This is a genomic window from Gilvimarinus sp. 1_MG-2023 (assembly GCF_030548285.1).
This window is the reverse complement of record NZ_JAUOSC010000002.1, coordinates 353,079-373,694: the sequence shown is the minus strand read 5'-3', so window position 1 is coordinate 373,694 and position 20,616 is coordinate 353,079. Positions and strand designations below refer to the sequence as shown.

The window sequence follows — 20,616 nt, the reverse complement described above, 5'->3', positions numbered from 1 at the left end:
AGTTTGAAAAAATATGCGATTGTTTAAAATAAGTCATCGACAGGACTACGAGTGCCAGCACGACGCTGGCCAATAACGTGAGTGTAGATCTCAGTTGTCCTCAAATCAGAATGGCCGAGTAATTCCTGTACTGTACGGATATCGCTACCGTTAAGCAGTAAGTTTGTCGCGAATGAATGCCGAAAAGTATGTGCGGTGACTCGTTTATGGACCCCACTGGCTTTAACGGCTTTGCGTAAGTTTTTGGCAAAGGCTGTTCCATGAAGATGATGCCGACAAATATAGCCATCATAGGGATGTTGACAGCGAGTTGTAGAGGGAAACAAGTATTGCCAGGCAAAATCAGTTAACGACTTACCATATTTTCGGTGCAGGGCCGGAGCAATCGAGGTAGATCCATACCCTTCAGCCAGATCGGTTTGATGAATTTGTTGTGCCTCTGCCATTTGTTGTTGAATTGGGGAGATAAGTGCCGCTGGCAACAACGTATATCGGTCTTTGGCTCCCTTTCCTCTGAAAATGTAGATAGATCTATTCTGAAGGTCAATGTCCTTAATGCGTAATGACAAAGCTTCGTGAATACGAAAACCACAACCATAGAGTAATGCCGTAATAAGCCAATACTTTCCTCTGAGCTGATTTAATATGGCGGATATCTCCGCAGGAGCCAGTACCGTCGGGACATTTTTGGGGCGCTTGGCGAAACCGTATTGCAAGTCTTCTATTTCCCGTTCGATTATGTACCTATATAAAAAGACAATTGCGCAGAGTGCTTGATTCTGAGTCGCAGCACTGACCTTGCGATAAACCGCGAGGTAGCTCAGAAACCCTTCAATTTCAGCGTTCCCTAACACCTCGGGGTGTCGTTTATCATTAAACAAGATGAAATGACGAATCCAGTAAAGATAGGTCTTTTCTGTGCGTAAACTATAATGGCGAGTACGAAGCTCGGACCGGACCCGCTCAATGAAAGGTGAAGGTTTCACAAACAACTCCCTAAGTGCTGTATGTATAAACAGTTATAATGGAAATATGAGTAAATTCAAGGGAAGGGTCCTATGAGTAACAAATTCATTAGTCTTTTTTTCTCTATAAACTAGACGCTAACACTCTGATATATATGTATATTTTGTGTCTTCATGGGTGCATAGAAGACCTCGTAAGGGTCTCGTTAAACACAATGGCTTTGTTTTCACAGTGACAAAACACAGAAAAAGATGCGCTAACCTGTTGAACTTGATATGATTTTTTGCAAATAAGCGGAGAAAAACGGTGGGTTTTAGTGTTGTATAAACGAAATTCTGCCTAATACACTGTTATGTAAGTTCGAGCTAATTCTGGTAAAGAGAAAAAATATGTTTAAATTATTTTCAATATTTGGATTGTTAGTTTCCTATCAGACTTGGGCGTGTACATGTGCTCCTATAAGCGTGGACGAAGCAAAGGACTCCTCAGATGTGGTTTTTGCAGGCATAGTGAAGAACTACACACTCATGGACTCTAAAGAGGAATGGGAACCTAGGATTCTATTGGAATTCGATGTTGCTAGGGTATGGAAAGGTGATATTAGCAGTGAATTTACCATGCACACTAATGTGGAAGGTTCTAGCTGTGGAGGTTTTTTTCGTGATTTTTTAAAGCCGGGGACTAACCTAATAGTTTACGGTTTCGGTAGAAAAGCAGAAAACTGGAAGAACAATCAAATAGATGGAGCGCCAAATGCTGCCTCCCTTAGCGTTATTGGAGATAGAAAAAAAATTAGGAATCACAAGTCTATTGATGAATTGGCCGATGAGGAAATCGTATATACGACCAACATCTGCACTCGAACCGGTTTAGTTTTATACGCTGTAGATGATTTTAAAGAGCTAGGTGAATTTAAAGAATATCGAAAGCTAGATGTGAAGCCAGATTCTATTGCTTTAGATGCTATTACATGGAAACAAAATAGTCTACCGGACGGATGTGGCGAGCTTGGTAATGCTCGTCGCTGGGAAGCTATTAACAAGCCGCCAAGAAATTCTATGGAGCTAATCTCACTTCTAGAAGATGGCTCGATGTACAAGAGTATACCCAAGCCACGAATCACGAGGTACAAGGATTATTGGGTCTCTGACAAAAATGGAAATTATGGGCTTTGTAGAAGATCAGAAGACCCGGAGATAGTTTGTGGGCAGGCCACAATAGAGTATTCATTAGTGTCTGCTGACAGTGAACCTAAACAGAATCAGTGGAAGGTCGCATCTGGCGGCGTACAAAATTATTGCAAACTACGTGAGTAATTCACATAACAAAAAGTTCAACCTGACCTCCGCTGCGTCGTTTGTTTTTGTGGCTTGTCGCTACGCTGCCACAAAAATCAAACGACTCCACTCCGGCAGGTTAACTTGGCGTTATGCAGCGGGAGAGGTTGAGTGAAATGCTACATTTGTAAAAATGAAGCGAAAGAGATTAAGCCTCTCGGTGATTATGTGCATCTCAAATGTCGCTTGTGTGGAGAATATAAAGTGGATGCTAAAGCGTTACTTAGCGATGGTATACATAGGATGAACCCAGATCGAATACTTGGGAAATTAGCGCAGAAATTTCAGAAAACAAAAGAAGTGCCTGTGATTTTAACCGAAGATCTTTAATAACTGCATAACAAAGCCAGCCAATTCGCCAGCAAGCTGGCTGGACTCGTAAACTCGCCATTGCTGGCAGGCGTTAGGAGCCACTTAAGTATTGTGCATACTCTTGAAGACAAATCTATAAGGTTTGATGATGGTCGACTTGCATTTGTAAGTGTCGATAGATTTCGAGACCTAGTATGTTCTGGGAAGTGCTGTCTAGTATGTGCCGATGAAAATACAGATCTTTCGTCCCGAGAGCACATTATTCCCGACTGGATTCTTAGAGCATTAAATCTACACAATCAAAACATTACTCTTCCCAATAGCACACTACACCGCTACGGACAGTACGTCGTTCCCTGTTGCTCCAGTTGCAACGCATTAATGGGATTGGAATTAGAGGGCCCCATCAGTGAAGCTTTTGTGTCCGGATTCTATTCGATGGAAAAGTTTCTTCTTAGCCCCAATGGAAAACTGAAGCTGTTTGCTTGGGTGTCTTTTCTTTTCATTAAATCCCATTACAAAGATCTTTCCTTGGCCCATGAGAGGGATCTAAGAATAGCAGCCGGATCAATAGCAGAAGAACTTGAGTATGATTGGGGCGATTTGCACCATATTTATTGCTTAGCTAGATCCCCATACGTAAGAGCTAGTGTTCAACCCGATACACTGGGCTCATTGGCGATTATTCCTATATTCAAAGAAAATGAGAGAGAGCCGTTTGACTTTATCGATCTAACGGTTGCTCGAACAATAGGGATTAGGATTGGAGAAGTTGGGGTTATCGCCGTTATTGGCGATGGCGGTGCCGTGCTTGACCAGATGGACAGGCGCATCTTAGACAAGATCACCGGCCCGCTTGGTTTTGCGCAATTTCGCGAGTTGGTCGCGAACTTTGCTTGCTGTAGCCTGCACCACAAGAATCCTCCTAGCTACGCCTCCTTTCCTAATATGTTTGGCCCTGAAACAATCGGTGTAGCCTGCACCAGCAGAGATTCTCACCCTCAATTTGATGATTTTGAACCAAAAATTCTAGGAAGTCTTATGGAAATGTTACTATACCAATCTATGAAAGGCGTCATTGACGAATCAGATTTTCAGGCGAAACTCAGGGATGGTTCAGCAACGTTTTTGTTCGACGGAGATGGTAGCTTTGTAAACCTGAAGGAGCGTACCAATGTCTCCTAACAAACGCCTTCAATGCGACGCGGCAAGCCCGCGCACTTGAGGCGGGCGTTAGCTGGGCGAGCCCTTTACCAAGGAGTTTCACAGTATGTATGTGCCGAGCCACTTCAAGGAAGACGACGTAGGCAAGCTTCAGCAGTATATTCGTGACTACAGCTTCGGACTGTTAGTGGTTGCGGATGATGATGGAATTGAAGCGAATCATGTCCCCTTTCAGCTGAACTCTGAGCAAGGCGGCACTTTGGGGCAGCTTCAGTGTCACTTGGCTCGAAACAATCCGGTCTGGCAACGTCTGCATGATGGAGCTCGGGTTCTTGCGGTTTTTCAGGGGCCTGATGCCTATATTTCACCCTCGTGGTACGAAACCAAGGCAGAAACGGGGCGGGTTGTTCCCACATGGAACTACCTGGCTGTCCATGCAGAAGGGAGCGCTCGCGTTATCGAGGATCCGAACTGGCTGAAACTTCATCTTCACCAACTTACAGACAAACATGAGTCAGGCATGGCCAAACCTTGGTCTGTTGATGACGCGCCAACGGATTTCACCGAACGTTTGGTAAAGGCTATCGTTGGTGTAGAGATCAAAATTGAGACGCTGACGGGTAAGCTAAAAGCGAGTCAGAACCAGCCAGAAAAAAACCGGGCCGGTGTTAAGGCCGGGCTCGACGCCGGAGAGGGAGCGCACAACCGTGCCATGGCTAAGTTCATCAGCTAACAAATGGCTGTTGCCGGACGGTTTCTCCGTCGCTCCGCTCCTCCAAAACCGCCGCAAAGCCCGGCGTTAAATATTCAGCCCGAGTCGACTGCCAATGTCAAAAGACAGTATTTCGATGGTCTATACAAAAACTGCGAAATTTGTTCAAACTTATGTGGTATAAGTTGTTCAATGTTATGTTGAGCGGGACGGCTTTAGGGGCCTACAGAGGATTTTTTTTCAAGCTATTGAGCGAATTTACATTGATTATATATCCGCGCATAAGTTTGAAAAAATATGCGATTATTTAAAATAAGTCATCGACAGGACTACGAGTGCCAGCACGACGCTGGCCAATAACGTGGGTGTAGAGCTCCGTTATCCTCAAGTCAGAATGGCCGAGCAATTTCTGTACTGTGCGCAAATCGCTACCGTTAAGCAGTAAGTTTATCGCGAATGAATGCCGAAAAGTATGTGCGGTGACTCGTTTATGGACTCCACTGGCTTTAACGGCTTTGTGTAAGTTTTTGGCAAAGGTTGTTCCGTGTAGATGATGCCAGCAAATATGGCTATCAGTAAGTGGGTGTCCTCGTTTCCCGTTTCTTTTCGATATATGGTGCTAATGTGAGGATAAGTACAGAATATTTTTCTGTACACAATCGCTATCAGCCACAAATTGGGAGCCCCAGCCAGACCAACCCCGAGACCTCATCGAGGCAACGATTAGGTTATTGATGCTATCGACAATCTTAGGCGGGTTGTCCTCAAACCGAGGTAGTCTTCTTTTGACGCGCTCCTTGTTTAAATTATCGTATATCGTTTTCGCACGGGCTGAGATAATGTTTTCATCACCGGGGGCTAGCGCCATGACCGTACGTCCTTTCATTAGCCGTGCTACAGTACCTTTTACATGGATATAATCTCCTCTCATAGCCGCGTATTCTTGCCAAGCTAGTGAGTTGAGCCATATGTCTTTTGCTGAGTCGAGATCACCACTCTTTTTAAGAGTTTTCGCCTGATACTCATAGTCGACCAATATAGGCATTAGGGCGCGACCAGTAAGCCCATAAATTGCAGCCTCATAGGAAGCCTCCAGTCTTACTTGTTTTTTCCCCTCTTCCGCTAAGGCTGAAAGGGCTGTTGTATCACCGGATTGACCCAGCTTTTTTAAAGTATCTATGGAGTAACTCTTGTACGCCTCCAGCTCCTCTAAAAGGTGGCCGTGTTCTCGAAGCCATTGGTTATGCTCATCTGCAGCTTGATTCTTTCCTGACTCAGTTAGCTGAAGTTCGTTACACCAGTTCTCTTGATAGTCCATTTTTTCGCTAAAAATATCGTCAGCACTCGATGATTTAGGCGTTGCTTTCGCCGTGCGAGGTGTCATATCGACAATAATGCTAGTTGATCGATCGATTTTTGGCTCGCCTTTAATTAAGTCTGTACTACTAATTGGCTCTGGATTAAGGCTCTCAGGGGAAAAACCTTGCCCGGCAAAAAACCATACACAAAGCATGAAAACGGCTCCAACAAGTACGCCGCCGCCCAATAATTTATATTTCATACCAATTCTCCTTAAAAATTAGGGCAGCTCTGATCCAAAAACGTTTCGTAGTTCAACCTGCAACATAGCAACTCTAACTCCTTTTTTGTGTTTACGGTGGAGGTGCATGACTGCAGTGGTGTCCTATATTTCGTGAATTTTTTGGCGAATGCGCCGTGGGTAGTTAAGGAGTTTAGGGCTGTAAGTAGCAATCGTTTAGGATATTTTCAACCAATATGAATTTCATATCCCCTTTTGGGTAATTTGTTAGATGTCGCAGATATATTATCCCAATAGTGATGAACCTAGTATTTCAGAAGCGTCGATAAGGTTGCACTAGGCCTCCGCTTGACACCTAATAACATCTTTCATAAAAATTTAATCTATTTTAATTGGTGTTTTAGGAAATATTGGGCACCAACATACTGGAAAACTCTCACTGGCAAGTATGTGGGGGCACGTTTTAGATGTCTGTCCCTGCTCGATCACTTGGCACACTTAGTCCTGCACACGTTTCGGTACTCTGGCCCGTATGCTCCCACGACAAAGCGCCGCCGCTTACTGGTCTATAGCTACCTAAAAGGCACATCGTCAGGTTGCAATGGCTCGATCGTAAAAGATGTGGTACTTTCTTGTTCTATATGCGGAATACGTTGCGAAGTGGAGGCATAGTTTTTGTAATAATCAGGCGCTAAAAGAAATTTTCATCAATAAGAAACCGGCGTCCACTTTCGGTGCGGGGGTTATAACGCAAGACGATGAGGACATCCCGATCGGTACAAATTTGCCGGATACGTGCTTAATAAGTTACAAGATGCATTTTTTGGGCCGACGGGGATACTTATCTAAACGTTATATGTTTTTCGAGTTTAGGTGATTGAATGGATACAAGCGTAAAGAAAAAATTTAGTACCTATCCTGCAGATATTTTTATTTCACTCAACACAGTGCGCGATCTTATTTTTAGTGTTGCGATGCAAGATGGTATTACCGATATAACAGAAACCTTAAAATGGGGTGAGCCTAGTTATGTTTCTAAAATAGGAAGCACCATTAGAATTGACTGGAAAGATAAGTATCCTGAACAGTTTTGTATTTATTTCAACTGTAAAACATCACTAATAGAAACGTTTAAAGAAATTTATGGTGATACATTTACATATGAGGGTAATCGTGCAATTGTACTTAAAAGAAATCAGGTTATACCTTATAAAGAGCTGGCGCATTGCTTGTCAATGTCACTACGTTATAAACAAATTAAGCACCTAGTTCTGCTCGGTGCATAAACATATAACAAGTAAATAATGGAATTCATGTGTCAGCCAATGTGTGGGTATTCCGGGTTTTCCGCAGTGATTTCTCCGTGATTGACTTGCTTTTAATCATAACGATTACCAAATTAGTACCCAGCCCAATACCCCGATACCGAGCCAAGCCAGTACGTTAATGACAAAACCGGTGCGGGCCATTTCACCCACGGTTAATCGTTCGGCGCCGAATACAATGGCGTTTGGCGGGGTGGCCACGGGCAACATAAATGCACAGCTGGCTGCTAACGCGGCGGGAACAACCAAAGCTTCGGGCGGTGCGCCCACCGCCACGGCCAAGGAGCCAATTAAAGGCAAAAAAGCCGCTGCCGTTGCCGTATTACTGGTTACTTCTGTCAAAAACATTATGACACCCACCACCGCAAAAATCAGTGCCAGCAAAGGCCACGAGCCAAGCCCTTGTAGTGTTTGGGCAAGTGTTTCTGCCAAACCGCTAACAGTCATTAAGTGAGCCAGTGCCAAGCCACCGCCAAACAGCAATAATACTCCCCACGGCAAGCGGCGCGTATGATCCCAGTCCATTAAACGTGAGCCTTTGCCATCAGCGGCTGGAATGGTGTGTAAGGCAACGGCTGCTATCAGTGCAATACTCGTGTCGGAAAGGCTGATATCTGGCAGGGCGTTTTCAAACAGGGGGCGGGTAATCCACAGCCCGGCGGTAATAATAAACACCAGTGCCACGCGCCATTGCATTGGAGTCATTGGCCCCAGTGCCTGCCATTGTTGGCGCAGTGCCTCTAGTTGTATCGAACCGTCACCGCGTGGAAGCTGACGACTCAGCCATAACCAAGCTGCCAACAACAGCGCGGCGCTTAAAGGAACAGTCATTGCCATCCAGCCGACAAAGCTCAAATGTATATTGTGTACATCCGCCAAATAAGCCGCCATTAAAGCATTGGGTGGTGTGCCAATTAATGTCGCGATGCCACCAATGCTGGCACTGTAGGCGATGCCCAATAATAGAGGGCGATCTTGCCGCGAGTTCGACGGGTCAGTATTGAGTGACAATATAGACAGTGCGATGGGTAGCATCATAATTGCCGTTGCGGTGTTGCTTACCCACATGCTGAGAAATGCAGTGGCGCCCATGAACGTCGCTAACTGGCGACGCATTCCGCCACCAAAAAGCACGGTCAGCCCCAGTGCGATACGCCGGTGAAGTGACCAGCGCTCCATGGATAAGCCGAGTACAAAGCCACCGAGAAACAAAAAAATCAGCGGGTGACCGTAATTGGCTCCCACGGATTTAAGATCTGTCAGCCCCAGTATTGGGGCAATAATTAACGGCAGCAACGCCGTAATCGCCAAGGGCAGGACTTCGCCAATCCAAAACAGTGCCATCATCATCGCAAGGCCTGCGGTCCACCAGGCGTGCTGATCGAGTTGCGCCGGTGCCGGGAGTACTATAGTGGCAGTAAACACTGCAATCCCTAATATGGCAGTGATAGTTTTATGGTTCATGTTTATGAGTCATCCAAGTCATATTCACTGATGACACTTTGGCGCAACCATTAAAGATATTCAAGAAAAACAAAGATAATCAGGACGCTTTGACTGAGCTTATAGTGGCGGTTTTTACTTGTTGATGCAGGTTGAGTTAAGTACTTCAGCTCAGAGGCTTCCATGTTAAATTACCAAATACTTTTGCAGTGCTGTCTCTCGCAGGGTTGACCGTCGTTATTGCCGTCTATCTGAGTATTTGGGCAATTGGCTAAGTAAAATCTTGCTTCATTGCAAGATGTCATCTGGCTACAGTGCGTTTTGCCTTGGCATTTGAACCCCATATCTTCGTAAGCCGGAGTTGGTTGCAGCTTGATAAAATGAGTATAGATTGCAAAAGCAATCGCAGCACATATGGAAAAAATGATTATGGTTGATAAGAACGAACGCTGATTTGAGCGGTATGGTGGAACATCAACCAGTGAAATTGATACAGCTTTTCTTTTGCCTTTCTCAGTTTTTATTTGAAACGAGACTGAATCACCATTCAATGGTCTACGATAGCCGGGCTTAAAATCTGAGATGTGCGCAAATATATCGTTTTTAATGCTTTTTGACTCAATAAAGCCAAAGCCACGGTTATCATTCCAGCGAACAATCTTACCTTCCATGTGTTAGTTCTCGTAATTCGTTTAGTGGTTCAGTTGCTCAGCAGCCCTGATAAAATTGATTACCCTGCATTCTCTGGGGTGCCTATTTAAGATCTGAAATATACCATTTAATTACGAATATCAACATGCTGAATAAGTGGTTGTGAGGTTTGGTGTGTTCGTAACGGATTGAAATTTAGAAGGGGTTGGGGGCTATAAAGGCTCTTATAGTGCTCAGTCGCTGCGACTAGCTCTAGACTGCCAAGGTGTGCGCTTGAATTAAATGACCACTGACTCCGCCAGTAACCTGCACCTATAGTGGACTGCTTATCTTAATTGAGTAACCAGCTTCGATTGCACTTGATCGTCAGGCTATAACGAACTTTACCGCTGTTGATGGGTCAAACTCCATTGGATGAATCAATCGGACGTTTGCGTGATATAGGCTATCGTAGTGTAAAGGCCTAACGTTGAGTAAAGCGATGGGTTTACAGCCGTTAAAGAGTAGGGTGATTGATGGGCGTTATGACTCATGAAGCGTTGATACGTGGCACAGTGTTTTTAGCGGTGCTGATGGTGATGGCGCTGTGGGAGACGTTTGCGGGTTTTAGGCCGCAGAGTGTAGGTCGCTGGCAGCGTTGGCCGCATAACCTGATGGTTGTGGTGGTGGGAACGCTATTGTTGCGTTTGGTATTTCCTTTGGCTGCGGTGGGGGCTGCGTACTTGGCGGCCGATCGGGGCTGGGGGATTTTCAATAGTATTGCGATACCCCGGTGGCTGGCGGGGCTTGTATGTTTTGTAGTGTTGGATGCGGTGATTTATTTTCAGCACCGGGCCTTTCACAAGGTGCCTTGGTTGTGGCGGCTGCACCGTATGCATCATACCGATTTGGAGTTTGATGTAACGACGGGCCTGCGCTTTCACCCGTTTGAGATTATGTTGTCTATGCTGTTAAAGGTCGCCGTTGTGATTCTGTTGGGCGCTCCGGCGGTAGCCGTGTTGGTGTTTGAAGTTGTGTTAAGTGCTACCGCAATGTTTAACCACAGTAATGTGAGCTTGCCTGGGCGATTGGATCGGTATTTGCGATGGCTGGTGGTAACCCCTGATATGCACCGCGTGCACCACTCGGTGGTGCGCGCTGAAACCGATAGCAACTTTGGGTTTAACCTACCGTGGTGGGACCGGCTTTTTGCTACCTATCGCCGCCAGCCTGCTGCCGGCCAGAGGGGGATGATTATTGGCATCAATGCGTTCCGCGAGCCTCGTTGTTTACGGCTCGATAAGCTGCTGGTACAGCCTTTTGTCTCTCCACCGCCATCGCACCTGAATGATCAGGACGTTTGAGGCGCTTTTCTTTCGCATTCTCCGTGTAGGGGCTGCACCAGTCTTGATTGTTGCCTGGCTTTTTATGATTGCTATTGTATTTGAGTGATCGCTCATGTATTGTCACTGCAGCCGATATAATGGTCGCCGTAGTGGGGTCATCTCTGTGCCTTTCGCCCCAGAGCCGTATATCGTCACTTACATAAGTGTTCCCGCGGGTTGCCGGCGGGTTTGAATATGACAATGTAGTCAATTTACTAATCGGAGCTCTATATGCTACCTAATACGCGTTTAACGTGGTCTCTGCTGCTATTGCGGCTGGGTGTTTTTGTTGTCATGTTTATGTGGACAATCGATAAGTTTGTTAACCCAGGTCATGCCGCCCGTATCCTGGATAAGTTTTATGGCTTGAGCGGATTTGGAACTGAGATCGTCTACGTGTTGGCGGCGGTAGAAATGGTTTTGATTTTGGCTTTTGTTGCCGGTATGTGGAAGCGTTGGACGTATGGCTTTGTTTTAGTCTTGCACGGTTTGTCGACTTTCTCGGCTTATAAGCAATACCTTGATCCGTTTGCGCACCTACTGTTTTTTGCCGCTTGGCCCATGCTTGCAGCTTGCTTTGCGTTATATCTACTGCGTGATTTAGACACACGCTGGACAATCACACGGTCGGGTTCTGGCCGGTAAGTCTGATTTGTCTATTTGAGTAACGACGCCAGTTTGTATTTATGCAAGCTGGCGCTGTCCTTACCGCCCTGTCTTTTTCCGTAGCGCCACTATTGCGGCTATCTAAGTATCGGGTTCACGACCGATTCGAGCGAGTCGCCTCCGACTCAACTAATATTACGTTATACGTCTTTAGCAGGCTTTCCGAGCCGGCCCTGCCTGTAGGCGCGAGCTTTAGTGCGGGCGATGAGTGAGTACAGTGAAATAATTGAGCCGAGTAACTATTTTAGAAAAAAGTTTGTAACAAAACGGCAGCTCGAACGCCTATGTATATACATAAAGCTGATATGCCCGGTTGGGCTAAAGTACGCATTAATGGGATCTTGTATGAAGCGTGTATTAATCGTGGCGATTATCGCTGCACTATTTGCCACCTTTTTTGCTTTGGGTCTGAACGACTATCTGACCTTAGAGCAACTTAAAAACAGTCAGGCTCAATTTGACCAATGGCTTGAGGCCTACCCTCTAGCGGTGCCGTTGGTGTTTTTTGCCGTTTATGTGCTGGTAACGGCACTATCGCTCCCCGGTGCTGCCATCATGACGTTGGCCGGCGGTGCTTTGTTTGGTTTGGCTCAAGGGCTGTTGTTGGTCTCTTTTGCCTCTAGTATTGGCGCTACACTGGCATTTTTGGCCGCGCGCTTTGTGTTGCGAAACTCGGTAGAAAACCGGTTTGGCGACCGGCTTAAGGCCATTAACCGAGGCGTGGATCGCGAAGGCGCCTTTTACTTGTTTACCCTGCGTTTGGTGCCGGTATTTCCGTTTTTTATTATCAACTTGGTCATGGGGCTCACCCGATTAAACGTGTGGACTTTTTACTGGGTGAGCCAGTTGGGCATGCTGGGCGGCACCATTGTTTATGTAAACGCGGGTACGCAATTGGCCGAGATTGAAAGCGTGGGCGGAATCTTTTCCCCCGCCTTGATATTGTCTTTTGTTTTGCTGGGAGTATTCCCTTGGGTTGCCAAAGCCATCGTGCGCTTTGTGCAGCGTAAGCGCGTGTACAAAGGCTGGCAAAAGCCCACGAAATTTGACCGCAACTTAGTGGTTATCGGTGGTGGTGCTGGCGGCTTAGTGTCGGCTTATATTGCGGCAACCGTTAAGGCTAAGGTTACCCTGGTCGAGGCACACAAAATGGGCGGCGATTGTCTGAACTATGGTTGTGTTCCCAGTAAAGCACTGATTAAAAGCGCCAAAGTTGCCCACCAAATGAGTCACGCCAATGAATACGGCTTGACCGCTACGCAGCCTGAATTTAGTTTTCGCGCGGTGATGGATCGCGTGCATCGAGTGATTAAAGAAGTAGAGCCGCACGATAGCGTCGAGCGCTACACCAGCCTTGGGGTCGATGTAGTACAGGGCTATGCCACTATTGTTGATCCCTGGACGGTGGATATCGCCCTTAACGATGGCGGTACTCAGCGCCTCACGACTCGCAGCATCGTCATTGCCGCTGGGGCGCAGCCGCTTATTCCCGAGTTGCCAGGGTTGGAGGATTCTGACTACGTCACCAGCGATACACTGTGGGATCGTTTTGCCGAACTTGATACGCCGCCTAAACGCTTGATTGTGTTGGGTGGCGGGCCTATCGGTTCGGAGCTCTCTCATGCGTTTGCCCGTTTAGGCTCTCAAGTGAGCCAAGTTGAGCGGGGCGAACGTATTATGGCCAAAGAAGATAAAGAGGTTTCCGAGTTGGCGCGCCAGGCTATGGCGGCCGATGGCGTCTCGGTGTTAACCGAGCACGAAGCCCTGCGCTGTGAGCGCGAAGGTGACGAAAAATTCTTAGTGGTAAAACACCAAGGCTTAGAAAAACGTTTGCCGTTTGATCAATTGTTGGTGGCCGTCGGGCGCAAGGCGCGCTTAACCGGCTACGGCTTAGAGACCTTAGGCATCCGCACCGAACGCACAGTGATTACCAACGAATACCTGGAGACGCTTTACCCCAATATTTACGCTGCCGGCGATGTAGCTGGCCCTTACCAGTTCACTCATACCGCCGCTCATATGGCGTGGTATGCGGCGGTTAATGCCCTATTTGGGCAGTTTAAGCGCTTTAAAGTGGATTATCGCGTTATTCCCTGGGCAACCTTTGTTGACCCAGAGGTGGCCCGCGTAGGTATTAGTGAAACTGAGGCAATCGAGCAAGGCATTGATTATGAGATTGCCCGCTTTGAGTTAGACGAGCTGGATCGCGCCATTGCTGATAGCGCGACAACCGGCTTTATCAAAGTGATAACACCCAAAGGCAAAGACAAAATTTTGGGCGCGGTGATTGTCGGCGCTGAGGCCAGTAACCTACTAACCGAGTTTGTACTTGCCATGCGCCACGGCCTTGGCTTAAACAAAATTTTGGGTACGATCCATACCTACCCTACGTTATCCGAGGCCAATAAATACACGGCGGGCGAATGGAAAAAAGCGCACAAGCCCGAGACGGTTTTAAAATGGCTGGAAAAATATCACACATGGAAGCGAGGCGGCGCCAAAAAATGAAAACCGTGTTGTTGTTTTTAATCTTTTTGTTCGGTAGCCATGTTGTCATCGCGGCAGACTTTGACCATCAGCATTCAGTTTATGCTGATGTGCTCAAAGAAAACGTTGGTTGGACTCGTGACGGTGTGGCCTCCGAGGTTAACTACGCGCTGCTAAAAAGTAACCCCAAAACGCTAGAGCAATATGCCGAGCAACTCTCTGGGGTTAAGCGAGATACTTTTGATGGCTGGACTAAAAATCAACAGTTGGCATTTTTAATTAACGCCTACAATGCTTACACGTTACAGCTGATTGTCGAACACTACCCGCTAGCGTCTATTAAAGACATCGGCAGCTTTTGGCAAAGCCCCTGGAAGCAATCGTTTTTTATCCTGCTGGGCAAAGACATGAGTTTGGATGAGCTTGAGCACGAAATTATCCGGGCGCCAAACCGCTATAACGAGCCGCGCATTCACTTTGCGGTTAACTGTGCCTCTATAGGTTGCCCAGCGTTGCGGCCCGAGCCTTTTACGGCCGATCAATTAAAGCAACAGTTAGAGGATAGCACTAAGCGGTTTTTGCGCGATACAACGCGCAATCGCTACCGTGATGGCGAGTTTCAAGTCTCGGCGATTTTTAAATGGTATCGGCAAGATTTTGAGCAAGGCTGGTTGGGTTTTAATAACCTGCGTGATTTCTTTTTGCGCTACGCTGATGCGATGTCACTGACCCAGCCTCAGCGAGAGCAACTGAGCTACGCCCAAGCCAAGTATACATTTTTACCCTACGACTGGAGTTTGAACAGCTCCGCTGAAAAATAATAACTAAACTCCCTAGGGAGTTTGTATAGAACGAGTCTAACGGAATGAAACTTCTTAGTTTATTACAAAAAGTATCAAGGACACCTGTGCCCACTTTATGTGCTAGTGCGGTACTGATGGCGAGCCTGTCCACCCACGCCCAAGTGGACCGTATCGAAAGCGTATTGGTGGTGGGCGAAGCCCTTAGCGGTATGGGTAATGTGCGCAGTGAGGACGTCGACAATGCCTTTGGGCTAGGGCAAACCATTGCCGATATTGGTCGGTCGGTCACCCCGATAACCGAAGGACTGCTCAATGAGGCTGCTATCGACGACTTGCAGCAGTTGCAAAGGGTCGCCCCCAATACCTTTCAAGCCAAGGGTTTTGGTGCCCCCAGCTTACCGACTTTGCGCGGCCAGCTGGGGGAGTTGTTCTCATCAGGGTTACGCCGGCAGGCGGGCAACAACGGGTTGGGCCTGCCGCTGTCGTTTAACTCGGTGGGGCAAATTGATATCGTACGCGGTACGCCATCGGTCATACTGGGAACCACGCAACGCACGGGTGGATTCGTTAATATTACACCCAAACGCTCCAATTTAAATGCTCCAGAAGGGCGGCTTAGCCTCACTGCCGGCGAGTGGGATCAATACGGAGGCCAACTGGATTACGCTTGGGTGATCGAGCCCGAGCGTCAAGGCGCGCGTATTAGTGTAGAGGTTAAAGATGAAGGCAGTTTTTACGACTACGCGGGCTTAGATAGCACCAACCTGTTTGCTTCTTATCGTCTGCTGCCCTCCGATAACATCGAGTGGAATCTCTCATTTGAATACTACGATGTTGATTGGACCGATAACGCGGGCATTAACCGACCTACGCAAAACCTGATTGATAACGGCTTTTATGTGCAGGGCCAAGGAGTACAACCTGGCGGCTCGACCGTGCCGGCGGCCCTGTCGGTAGTTAGCCCCACCGGTGAAATAAAAATCCCCCGCAATAGGGTCATGACTCACCCCGACGATATTAATGGCGCCGAGACTGCACTTCTGCACTCGGTTATTTCGGTTGATCTTGCCGACTCAGTCCGATTGGTAAACCGAACTTACTACGAGCATCTTGAGCGCGAAGAGATTGCGCAAAACAGCTTTGTTGAAATTATTGATGGCGCTGATACGTTTGATAACCGCCTGGAGTTGCACATTAATAACACCATTGTTGGCGCCGCCGTGCGTTACAACGATGTCTTGGGTTACAGCCAATTTAGCACCGAGGCCGATTCACCTACCGACTTGACCGGCCCCCTGAGTAATCGCGAAATTCCATTAACCGCCGAACAACAAGCGCGGTTAGTGCAACTGCGCCCCGGTGTGTTTGTCTCGCCGGGCGGTCAATATGACCTTAATGATGACGGGGCTGGAGATTTCAATCTGTCTGACACAACAGACTCCACCAGTGTGCAAACGGGTGTGTTTATTCAGCACAGACAGCCACTCAGTGAGCACTTGCAGTTAACTTTGGGCGCGCGTGGCGACTGGTACGATGTGGCCGCACGCGATCCGATTGCCCCCGCAGGCGTAACGCCTGGCCGCGATACTCATAACGATTTTCTAAAGGCGGGTGAGGCGACATTGCACTATCGCCCCAGCGAGTCGGTAACCTTGTATGCCACCGGCAGCTACAGCGAGTCTACCTCTAATAGTATGGCGGGTGGCACGGTGTTGGGAGCACAAAACCAAATTGATTCGCTCAACTTTGCTACCGAAAACACACTGTACGAGCTAGGGGTGAAGTACGCGCCCGCCGGCTCGCCGTGGTACGCCGATGTCGCCGCCTTTGAGCAAACCCGCAGTTTGCGCAATCGCGATGGCAGCAACAGTGGGATTGCTACTCGCGGCTTGGAAGCGCAAGTTTTTTACCGCTCTGATAATGCCTGGGCAAGCATGGGCGCCAATTGGCTGGAAGCACAATTTGATCACTCGGCGGCGTTTCAGGTCTCCGGCCAAGTGGCCGATATTTTTGATGACTCACGGCCCGATATTATTGCAGGTACTGGGGTTGGTGCGCCTAATTTCACGACGTTTGAGGCCTCTAATCAGCGTTTACAGGGATTGCCAGAGTGGAGTGTGTCAGCGTCTGGCGGTTATTCGCTGACTGATAACTGGTCTGTGGGTGGCTCGACGGTGGTAACCGGTGAATACCCGCTGGACTACTTGCAAACTGTCGAGGTGGGCGAGCAGTTCACCATTAATGCCAACCTAGCCTATGAGTTTAACCAAGGTGCCAGCCGTATTCGCTTAGATGTGTTTAATCTGACCAACGAAGAAAACTGGACACCGGTATTTGAGGGCGGGTATTTTGGCTCTTCTTTGGTCTTTCCGGAATTGCCGCGTTATGTACAAATTCAATTTAACCAGTATTTTTAAGCGTTTATTGCCGGCGTTGTGGCTGCTGGCAAATACCTGCACCGCCGCCGATTGGTCTGAGGTACAGGCCGAGGCCCGTGGCGACACGGTGTACTTTTACGCATGGGGCGGCTCTGACGATGTTAACCGTTATTTGCGCTGGGTCGACGGCGAATTAAATCGCCGCTACGGCGTTCGGCTAAAGCACGTTAAAGTGCCCGATATCGCTCAAGCTGTGCAACGCTTGCAAGTCGATGCACAGGCTGGCCGTCTTGATGGCGGTGCCATTGATCTTTTGTGGGTCAATGGCGAGAACTTTCACGTGCTAAAGCGCGACAACCTCCTGCTGCCCGATGTGTTAACAGACGTACCCAATAGCGCCGATTTACTGCACGATAAACTGCCACTGGCAAGCGATTTCGGCGTGCCGGTCGATGGCCTGGAGGTGCCTTGGGGAATTGGTCAGTTTAATCTTATCGCCCGCGATAACAGCTTTGCCGATGCCGCCATAAATGCCGCACAACTATTGGACTTTGCCAAGCAAAACCCCGGCAAATTAAGTTACCCCAAGCCGCCGGATTTTATTGGCACAACACTTTTAAAATCGTTGTTGCTGGATTTAACCGACAGCGATCCGCGCTTGTATCAACCTGCCTCCGAGGCCGCCATGGCACAGTTGTTACCGGTGCTGTGGCAATACCTGGATAAGCTGCATCCAATGTTGTGGGAGGAGGGCACCGTCTTTGCGCAAAGCTCAGCGCAGCAACTGCAGTGGTTGGCCGATGCCAAACTCTCGGTGGCGTTTAGTTTTAATCCGCAAGAGCTCGCCGCCAAAGTCGAGGCCAGCCGGTTGCCGACAAATGTGCAGCAACATTATTTTTCGGTCGGGGCGATTACCAATAGCCATTATTTGGCCATTCCTCGCAACGCCTCGCATTCGGCGGCGGCAAAAGTTGCCATTAATTTTTTAATCTCTGAGAAAGCGCAGCAGCGCAAAGCTGATACCGCGTACTGGGGTGATCCTGCCGTTGTGGACTTACCCGAGGGCGGTACGCTGTTGCCGAGCGCGACCGAGCTCCATGCCAGTTGGCAAAACGCACTTGAGCAACGCTGGTTACAGAGATACCAGCGGTGAACAACTCAGCGCGTCTGTTTACCCCCGCTGCAGTCGTTAGCGTGCTGGTGCTTATTGTCATTCCTTTGGGTGTGGCGCTGCTGAGCTTTGGTCAACAATTGGGGGCGGTAACCGCCGCAGAATTACTCAGGTTTAGCAATGCCCCAGGGCTTGTGCCCGCCACGGTTTATTCAGTGGCTCTGGCGATTGTTGCGCCGCTTTTAGCGTGTTACATGGCGCTGGCGTTTAGTGCACGCACCTCTCATAAAATGTCCGTGTGGTTGTCACCACTGTTGTCGATTCCGCATTTAGCGTTTGCGGTGGGCATCGTTTTTTTGTTTAGCCCCAGTGGCTGGTTGGTGCGGGCACTGCACAGTGTGAGTGGCGCATTTGCAGTGCCGCCCGAGGTGGCGCTGCTGCCCGAGCGGTCTTTTACGACCTTGTTGGTGGTACTAATACTAAAAGAAGTACCGTTTTTATTGCTGATGATTTACAGCGCATGCGCCCAGTTGCCTATTGCCCGATACCGCCAGGTGGGCTGTTCATTGGGGTATTCGGCTACCGCCAGTTGGTGGCAGCTTATCGTGCCGGAGCTTTTGCGCCGCTTAACATTGCCCATGGCCGCGGTGATGGTTTATACCGTCTCTGTGGTCGATATCCCTTTGTTGATTGGGCCCAATTTACCCGGCGTGTTAGCGCAAGAGGTACTGGCGTGGCAGCGAGACTTCGCGCCTTATGCGGGCGTTAACGCCCTGCTTGGCTCGGCTTTATTGCTGGGGATTACGCTCTGTCTGTTGGGCCTTAATCGTTTACATCAGCCGCTTTATGCGTGGGCGTTAACCTGGGTCTGGCGTAGTGGGCGGGCAATGCCTAAGGTGCTGCACGTGCTCGGTGGCACGGCTATGCACGTAGCGCGGCTTTGGCTACCAATGATGGTGGTGCTGTCGATTGGGGTGTTAGTGTCGCTGGCCGTTTGGTCGCTGGCCTCGGGTTGGTTTTATCCTCGCGTATTACCCAGCGCAATTAATGCTGATTTATGGCAGCGCGAATGGCTGTATGTGCAACCGATGATTTGGACTACTCTCAAGTTGGCCGCCGCCAGCGCCACCATTGCGCTCGTGGCGGCGCTAGCCTGCCTGGAAGCACAGCATACTAGCCGCCGTCGTTGGCCCCAGTGGCCTATGCTGTTAGTGCTGCTGGCCCCGCAGTTGCCACTGGTGATGGCTTGGCAATACGGCGCGAGTATGTTCCAGCTGGCGCCGCACCTGGGTTGGGTGTTTTGGGCCCACTGTGTGTTTGCATTTCCCTACGCCTATTTGGTGGTGGCGGGGGATTACCAACGTTATGATCGGCGCTGGTTGTTGGTGGGCCAGTCGCTGGGGTATTCGCCGTTGGGCTGTTGGCTGAGATTGTTATTGCCGATGTTGCGCAGACCCATTCTCTACGGTTGGGTGATTGCGTTTTCGGTCAGTGTGGCGCAGTACGTACCCACTCAGTTGTTGGGCGCGGGGCGAGTGGTCACGTTAACCACCGAGGCGGTCAATGTGAGTAGTGGCGGCGATCGGCAATTGCTGAGTTTTTATGCCTTATGGCAATTTATTTTACCTTTGGCCGCACTGCTGGCCGTGGCGCTTTATTTGGCCCTGGTAACAAGGAGACAGAATGCTTGAGTTGCAGCAGGTACGCATAGCCCAAGCGGGGCAGACGCTGCTTGAGGTGCCCGAATGCTGCGTAGCACCGGGTAAGGTTGGCATGATTATGGGCCCCAGCGGGAGCGGTAAATCAACCTTGCTGTTGTGGCTGCTCGGTCAAGCACCGTCGGTGTTTGATATCACCGGCAGCGCTCGATTAAACAATGAGAGTATCACGCAACAGAGCGTTAGCGAGCGGCGCATTGGCATGTTGTTTCAGTCGGCGCTGTTGTTTCCGCATTTGTCGGTCGAGCAAAATTTATTGTTTGCTTTACCTCGGCGTGCGCCATACCAGTCGCGCGCTGCGCGGGCCGAGCGGTTAGAAACATTGCTGGTGGCGGTGGGGCTGGCCGACAAACGCAAAGCCATGCCCGCCACACTTAGCGGCGGCGAGCAAGCGCGCATTGCGTTGTTGCGTGCGCTTATCAATGAACCTAAAGCGTTGCTGTTGGATGAGCCCTTTGCTGCGCTCGATCAGCACCGGCGAGAAGACGTACGGCAGTGGACATTTGAGCAAATTGCCCAGTGGCAAATCCCCGCGCTCATGGTGAGCCACGATTTGCACGATCGCCCAACGCTGCCAGAACAACGCGGGCCGCTATTAAGTATCGACAATGCTGCCGCAAACGTATTACAGGAGTAACC

18 protein-coding genes are annotated in these 20,616 nt (G+C 48.9%); 13 read left to right on the top strand and 5 right to left on the bottom strand.

Annotation, left to right across the window (positions count from 1 at the left end):
* Window positions 1-23: 23 nt before the first annotated feature.
* A complete protein-coding gene (locus Q4563_RS04420; RefSeq protein WP_303603735.1) occupies window positions 24-986 on the bottom strand; it encodes an integron integrase in 963 nt (320 codons plus the stop codon).
* 369 nt (window positions 987-1,355) lie between these two features.
* Here Q4563_RS04420 and Q4563_RS04415 point away from each other — a divergent pair, with 369 nt between their 5' ends.
* The 4 genes from Q4563_RS04415 to Q4563_RS04400 all read left to right on the top strand — a co-directional run bounded on the left by Q4563_RS04415 (window position 1,356) and on the right by Q4563_RS04400 (window position 4,512).
* Window positions 1,356-2,282, top strand: a complete 927-nt coding sequence (locus tag Q4563_RS04415) for a hypothetical protein (protein WP_303603734.1) — start codon at window positions 1,356-1,358, stop codon at window positions 2,280-2,282.
* Between the two features lie 132 nt (window positions 2,283-2,414).
* On the top strand, window positions 2,415-2,633 hold the full coding sequence (locus Q4563_RS04410; protein ID WP_303603733.1) for a hypothetical protein: 219 nt from the start codon (window positions 2,415-2,417) through the stop codon (window positions 2,631-2,633).
* A gap of 420 nt (window positions 2,634-3,053) precedes the next feature.
* Window positions 3,054-3,800, top strand: coding sequence for a hypothetical protein (locus Q4563_RS04405; RefSeq protein ID WP_303603732.1), 747 nt, complete (start codon window positions 3,054-3,056; stop codon window positions 3,798-3,800).
* An 85-nt stretch (window positions 3,801-3,885) separates the two neighbouring features.
* Window positions 3,886-4,512 carry an FMN-binding negative transcriptional regulator gene (locus Q4563_RS04400; RefSeq protein ID WP_303603731.1) on the top strand — a complete coding sequence of 209 codons (627 nt, stop codon included), beginning with the start codon at window positions 3,886-3,888 and terminating at the stop codon, window positions 4,510-4,512.
* Window positions 4,513-4,798: 286 nt separating this feature from the next.
* Here the strand turns inward: Q4563_RS04400 and Q4563_RS04395 are convergent, their stop codons facing one another.
* On the bottom strand, window positions 4,799-5,056 hold the full coding sequence (locus tag Q4563_RS04395; RefSeq protein ID WP_303603890.1) for a tyrosine-type recombinase/integrase: 258 nt from the start codon (window positions 5,054-5,056) through the stop codon (window positions 4,799-4,801).
* A 54-nt stretch (window positions 5,057-5,110) separates the two neighbouring features.
* A complete protein-coding gene (locus tag Q4563_RS04390) occupies window positions 5,111-6,052 on the bottom strand; it encodes a hypothetical protein (protein WP_303603730.1) in 942 nt (313 codons plus the stop codon).
* A gap of 860 nt (window positions 6,053-6,912) precedes the next feature.
* Between Q4563_RS04390 and Q4563_RS04385 the strand changes: the two genes are divergently transcribed.
* Entirely contained in the window at window positions 6,913-7,317 is a 405-nt protein-coding gene (locus tag Q4563_RS04385) for a DUF1801 domain-containing protein (protein WP_303603729.1), read from the top strand.
* Window positions 7,318-7,422: 105 nt separating this feature from the next.
* Here Q4563_RS04385 and Q4563_RS04380 read toward each other — a convergent pair whose 3' ends face one another.
* Window positions 7,423-8,820, bottom strand: coding sequence for an SLC13 family permease (locus Q4563_RS04380; protein WP_303603728.1), 1,398 nt, complete (start codon window positions 8,818-8,820; stop codon window positions 7,423-7,425).
* 170 nt (window positions 8,821-8,990) lie between these two features.
* Window positions 8,991-9,470 (bottom strand): cold shock domain-containing protein, encoded by a 480-nt coding sequence (locus Q4563_RS04375; protein ID WP_303603727.1) that lies wholly within the window; start codon window positions 9,468-9,470, stop codon window positions 8,991-8,993.
* Window positions 9,471-9,965: 495 nt separating this feature from the next.
* Between Q4563_RS04375 and Q4563_RS04370 the strand changes: the two genes are divergently transcribed.
* The 8 genes from Q4563_RS04370 (at window position 9,966) to Q4563_RS04335 (ending at window position 20,614) form a co-directional block, all read left to right on the top strand.
* Window positions 9,966-10,793: a sterol desaturase family protein gene (locus Q4563_RS04370; RefSeq protein ID WP_215975250.1), complete on the top strand. Its 828-nt coding sequence runs from the start codon at window positions 9,966-9,968 to the stop codon at window positions 10,791-10,793.
* A 252-nt stretch (window positions 10,794-11,045) separates the two neighbouring features.
* The gene (locus tag Q4563_RS04365) at window positions 11,046-11,459 is read left to right on the top strand and encodes a hypothetical protein (RefSeq protein ID WP_303603726.1); all 414 of its coding nucleotides are present in this window, start codon (window positions 11,046-11,048) and stop codon (window positions 11,457-11,459) included.
* A 366-nt stretch (window positions 11,460-11,825) separates the two neighbouring features.
* Complete coding sequence (locus Q4563_RS04360; protein WP_303603725.1) at window positions 11,826-13,988, top strand: FAD-dependent oxidoreductase; 2,163 nt, start codon at window positions 11,826-11,828, stop codon at window positions 13,986-13,988.
* Entirely contained in the window at window positions 13,985-14,788 is an 804-nt protein-coding gene (locus Q4563_RS04355) for a DUF547 domain-containing protein (protein WP_303603724.1), read from the top strand. The genes Q4563_RS04360 and Q4563_RS04355 overlap by 4 nt, the downstream gene beginning before the upstream one ends.
* 86 nt (window positions 14,789-14,874) lie before the next feature.
* Complete coding sequence (locus Q4563_RS04350; protein ID WP_303603723.1) at window positions 14,875-17,187, top strand: TonB-dependent receptor; 2,313 nt, start codon at window positions 14,875-14,877, stop codon at window positions 17,185-17,187.
* Window positions 17,156-18,301 (top strand): ABC transporter substrate-binding protein, encoded by a 1,146-nt coding sequence (locus tag Q4563_RS04345; protein ID WP_303603722.1) that lies wholly within the window; start codon window positions 17,156-17,158, stop codon window positions 18,299-18,301. Before Q4563_RS04350 ends, Q4563_RS04345 begins: the two co-directional genes overlap by 32 nt.
* On the top strand, window positions 18,298-19,950 hold the full coding sequence (locus tag Q4563_RS04340; RefSeq protein ID WP_303603721.1) for a hypothetical protein: 1,653 nt from the start codon (window positions 18,298-18,300) through the stop codon (window positions 19,948-19,950). Before Q4563_RS04345 ends, Q4563_RS04340 begins: the two co-directional genes overlap by 4 nt.
* Entirely contained in the window at window positions 19,943-20,614 is a 672-nt protein-coding gene (locus tag Q4563_RS04335; protein ID WP_303603720.1) for an ATP-binding cassette domain-containing protein, read from the top strand. The genes Q4563_RS04340 and Q4563_RS04335 overlap by 8 nt, the downstream gene beginning before the upstream one ends.
* Window positions 20,615-20,616 lie beyond the last annotated feature (2 nt).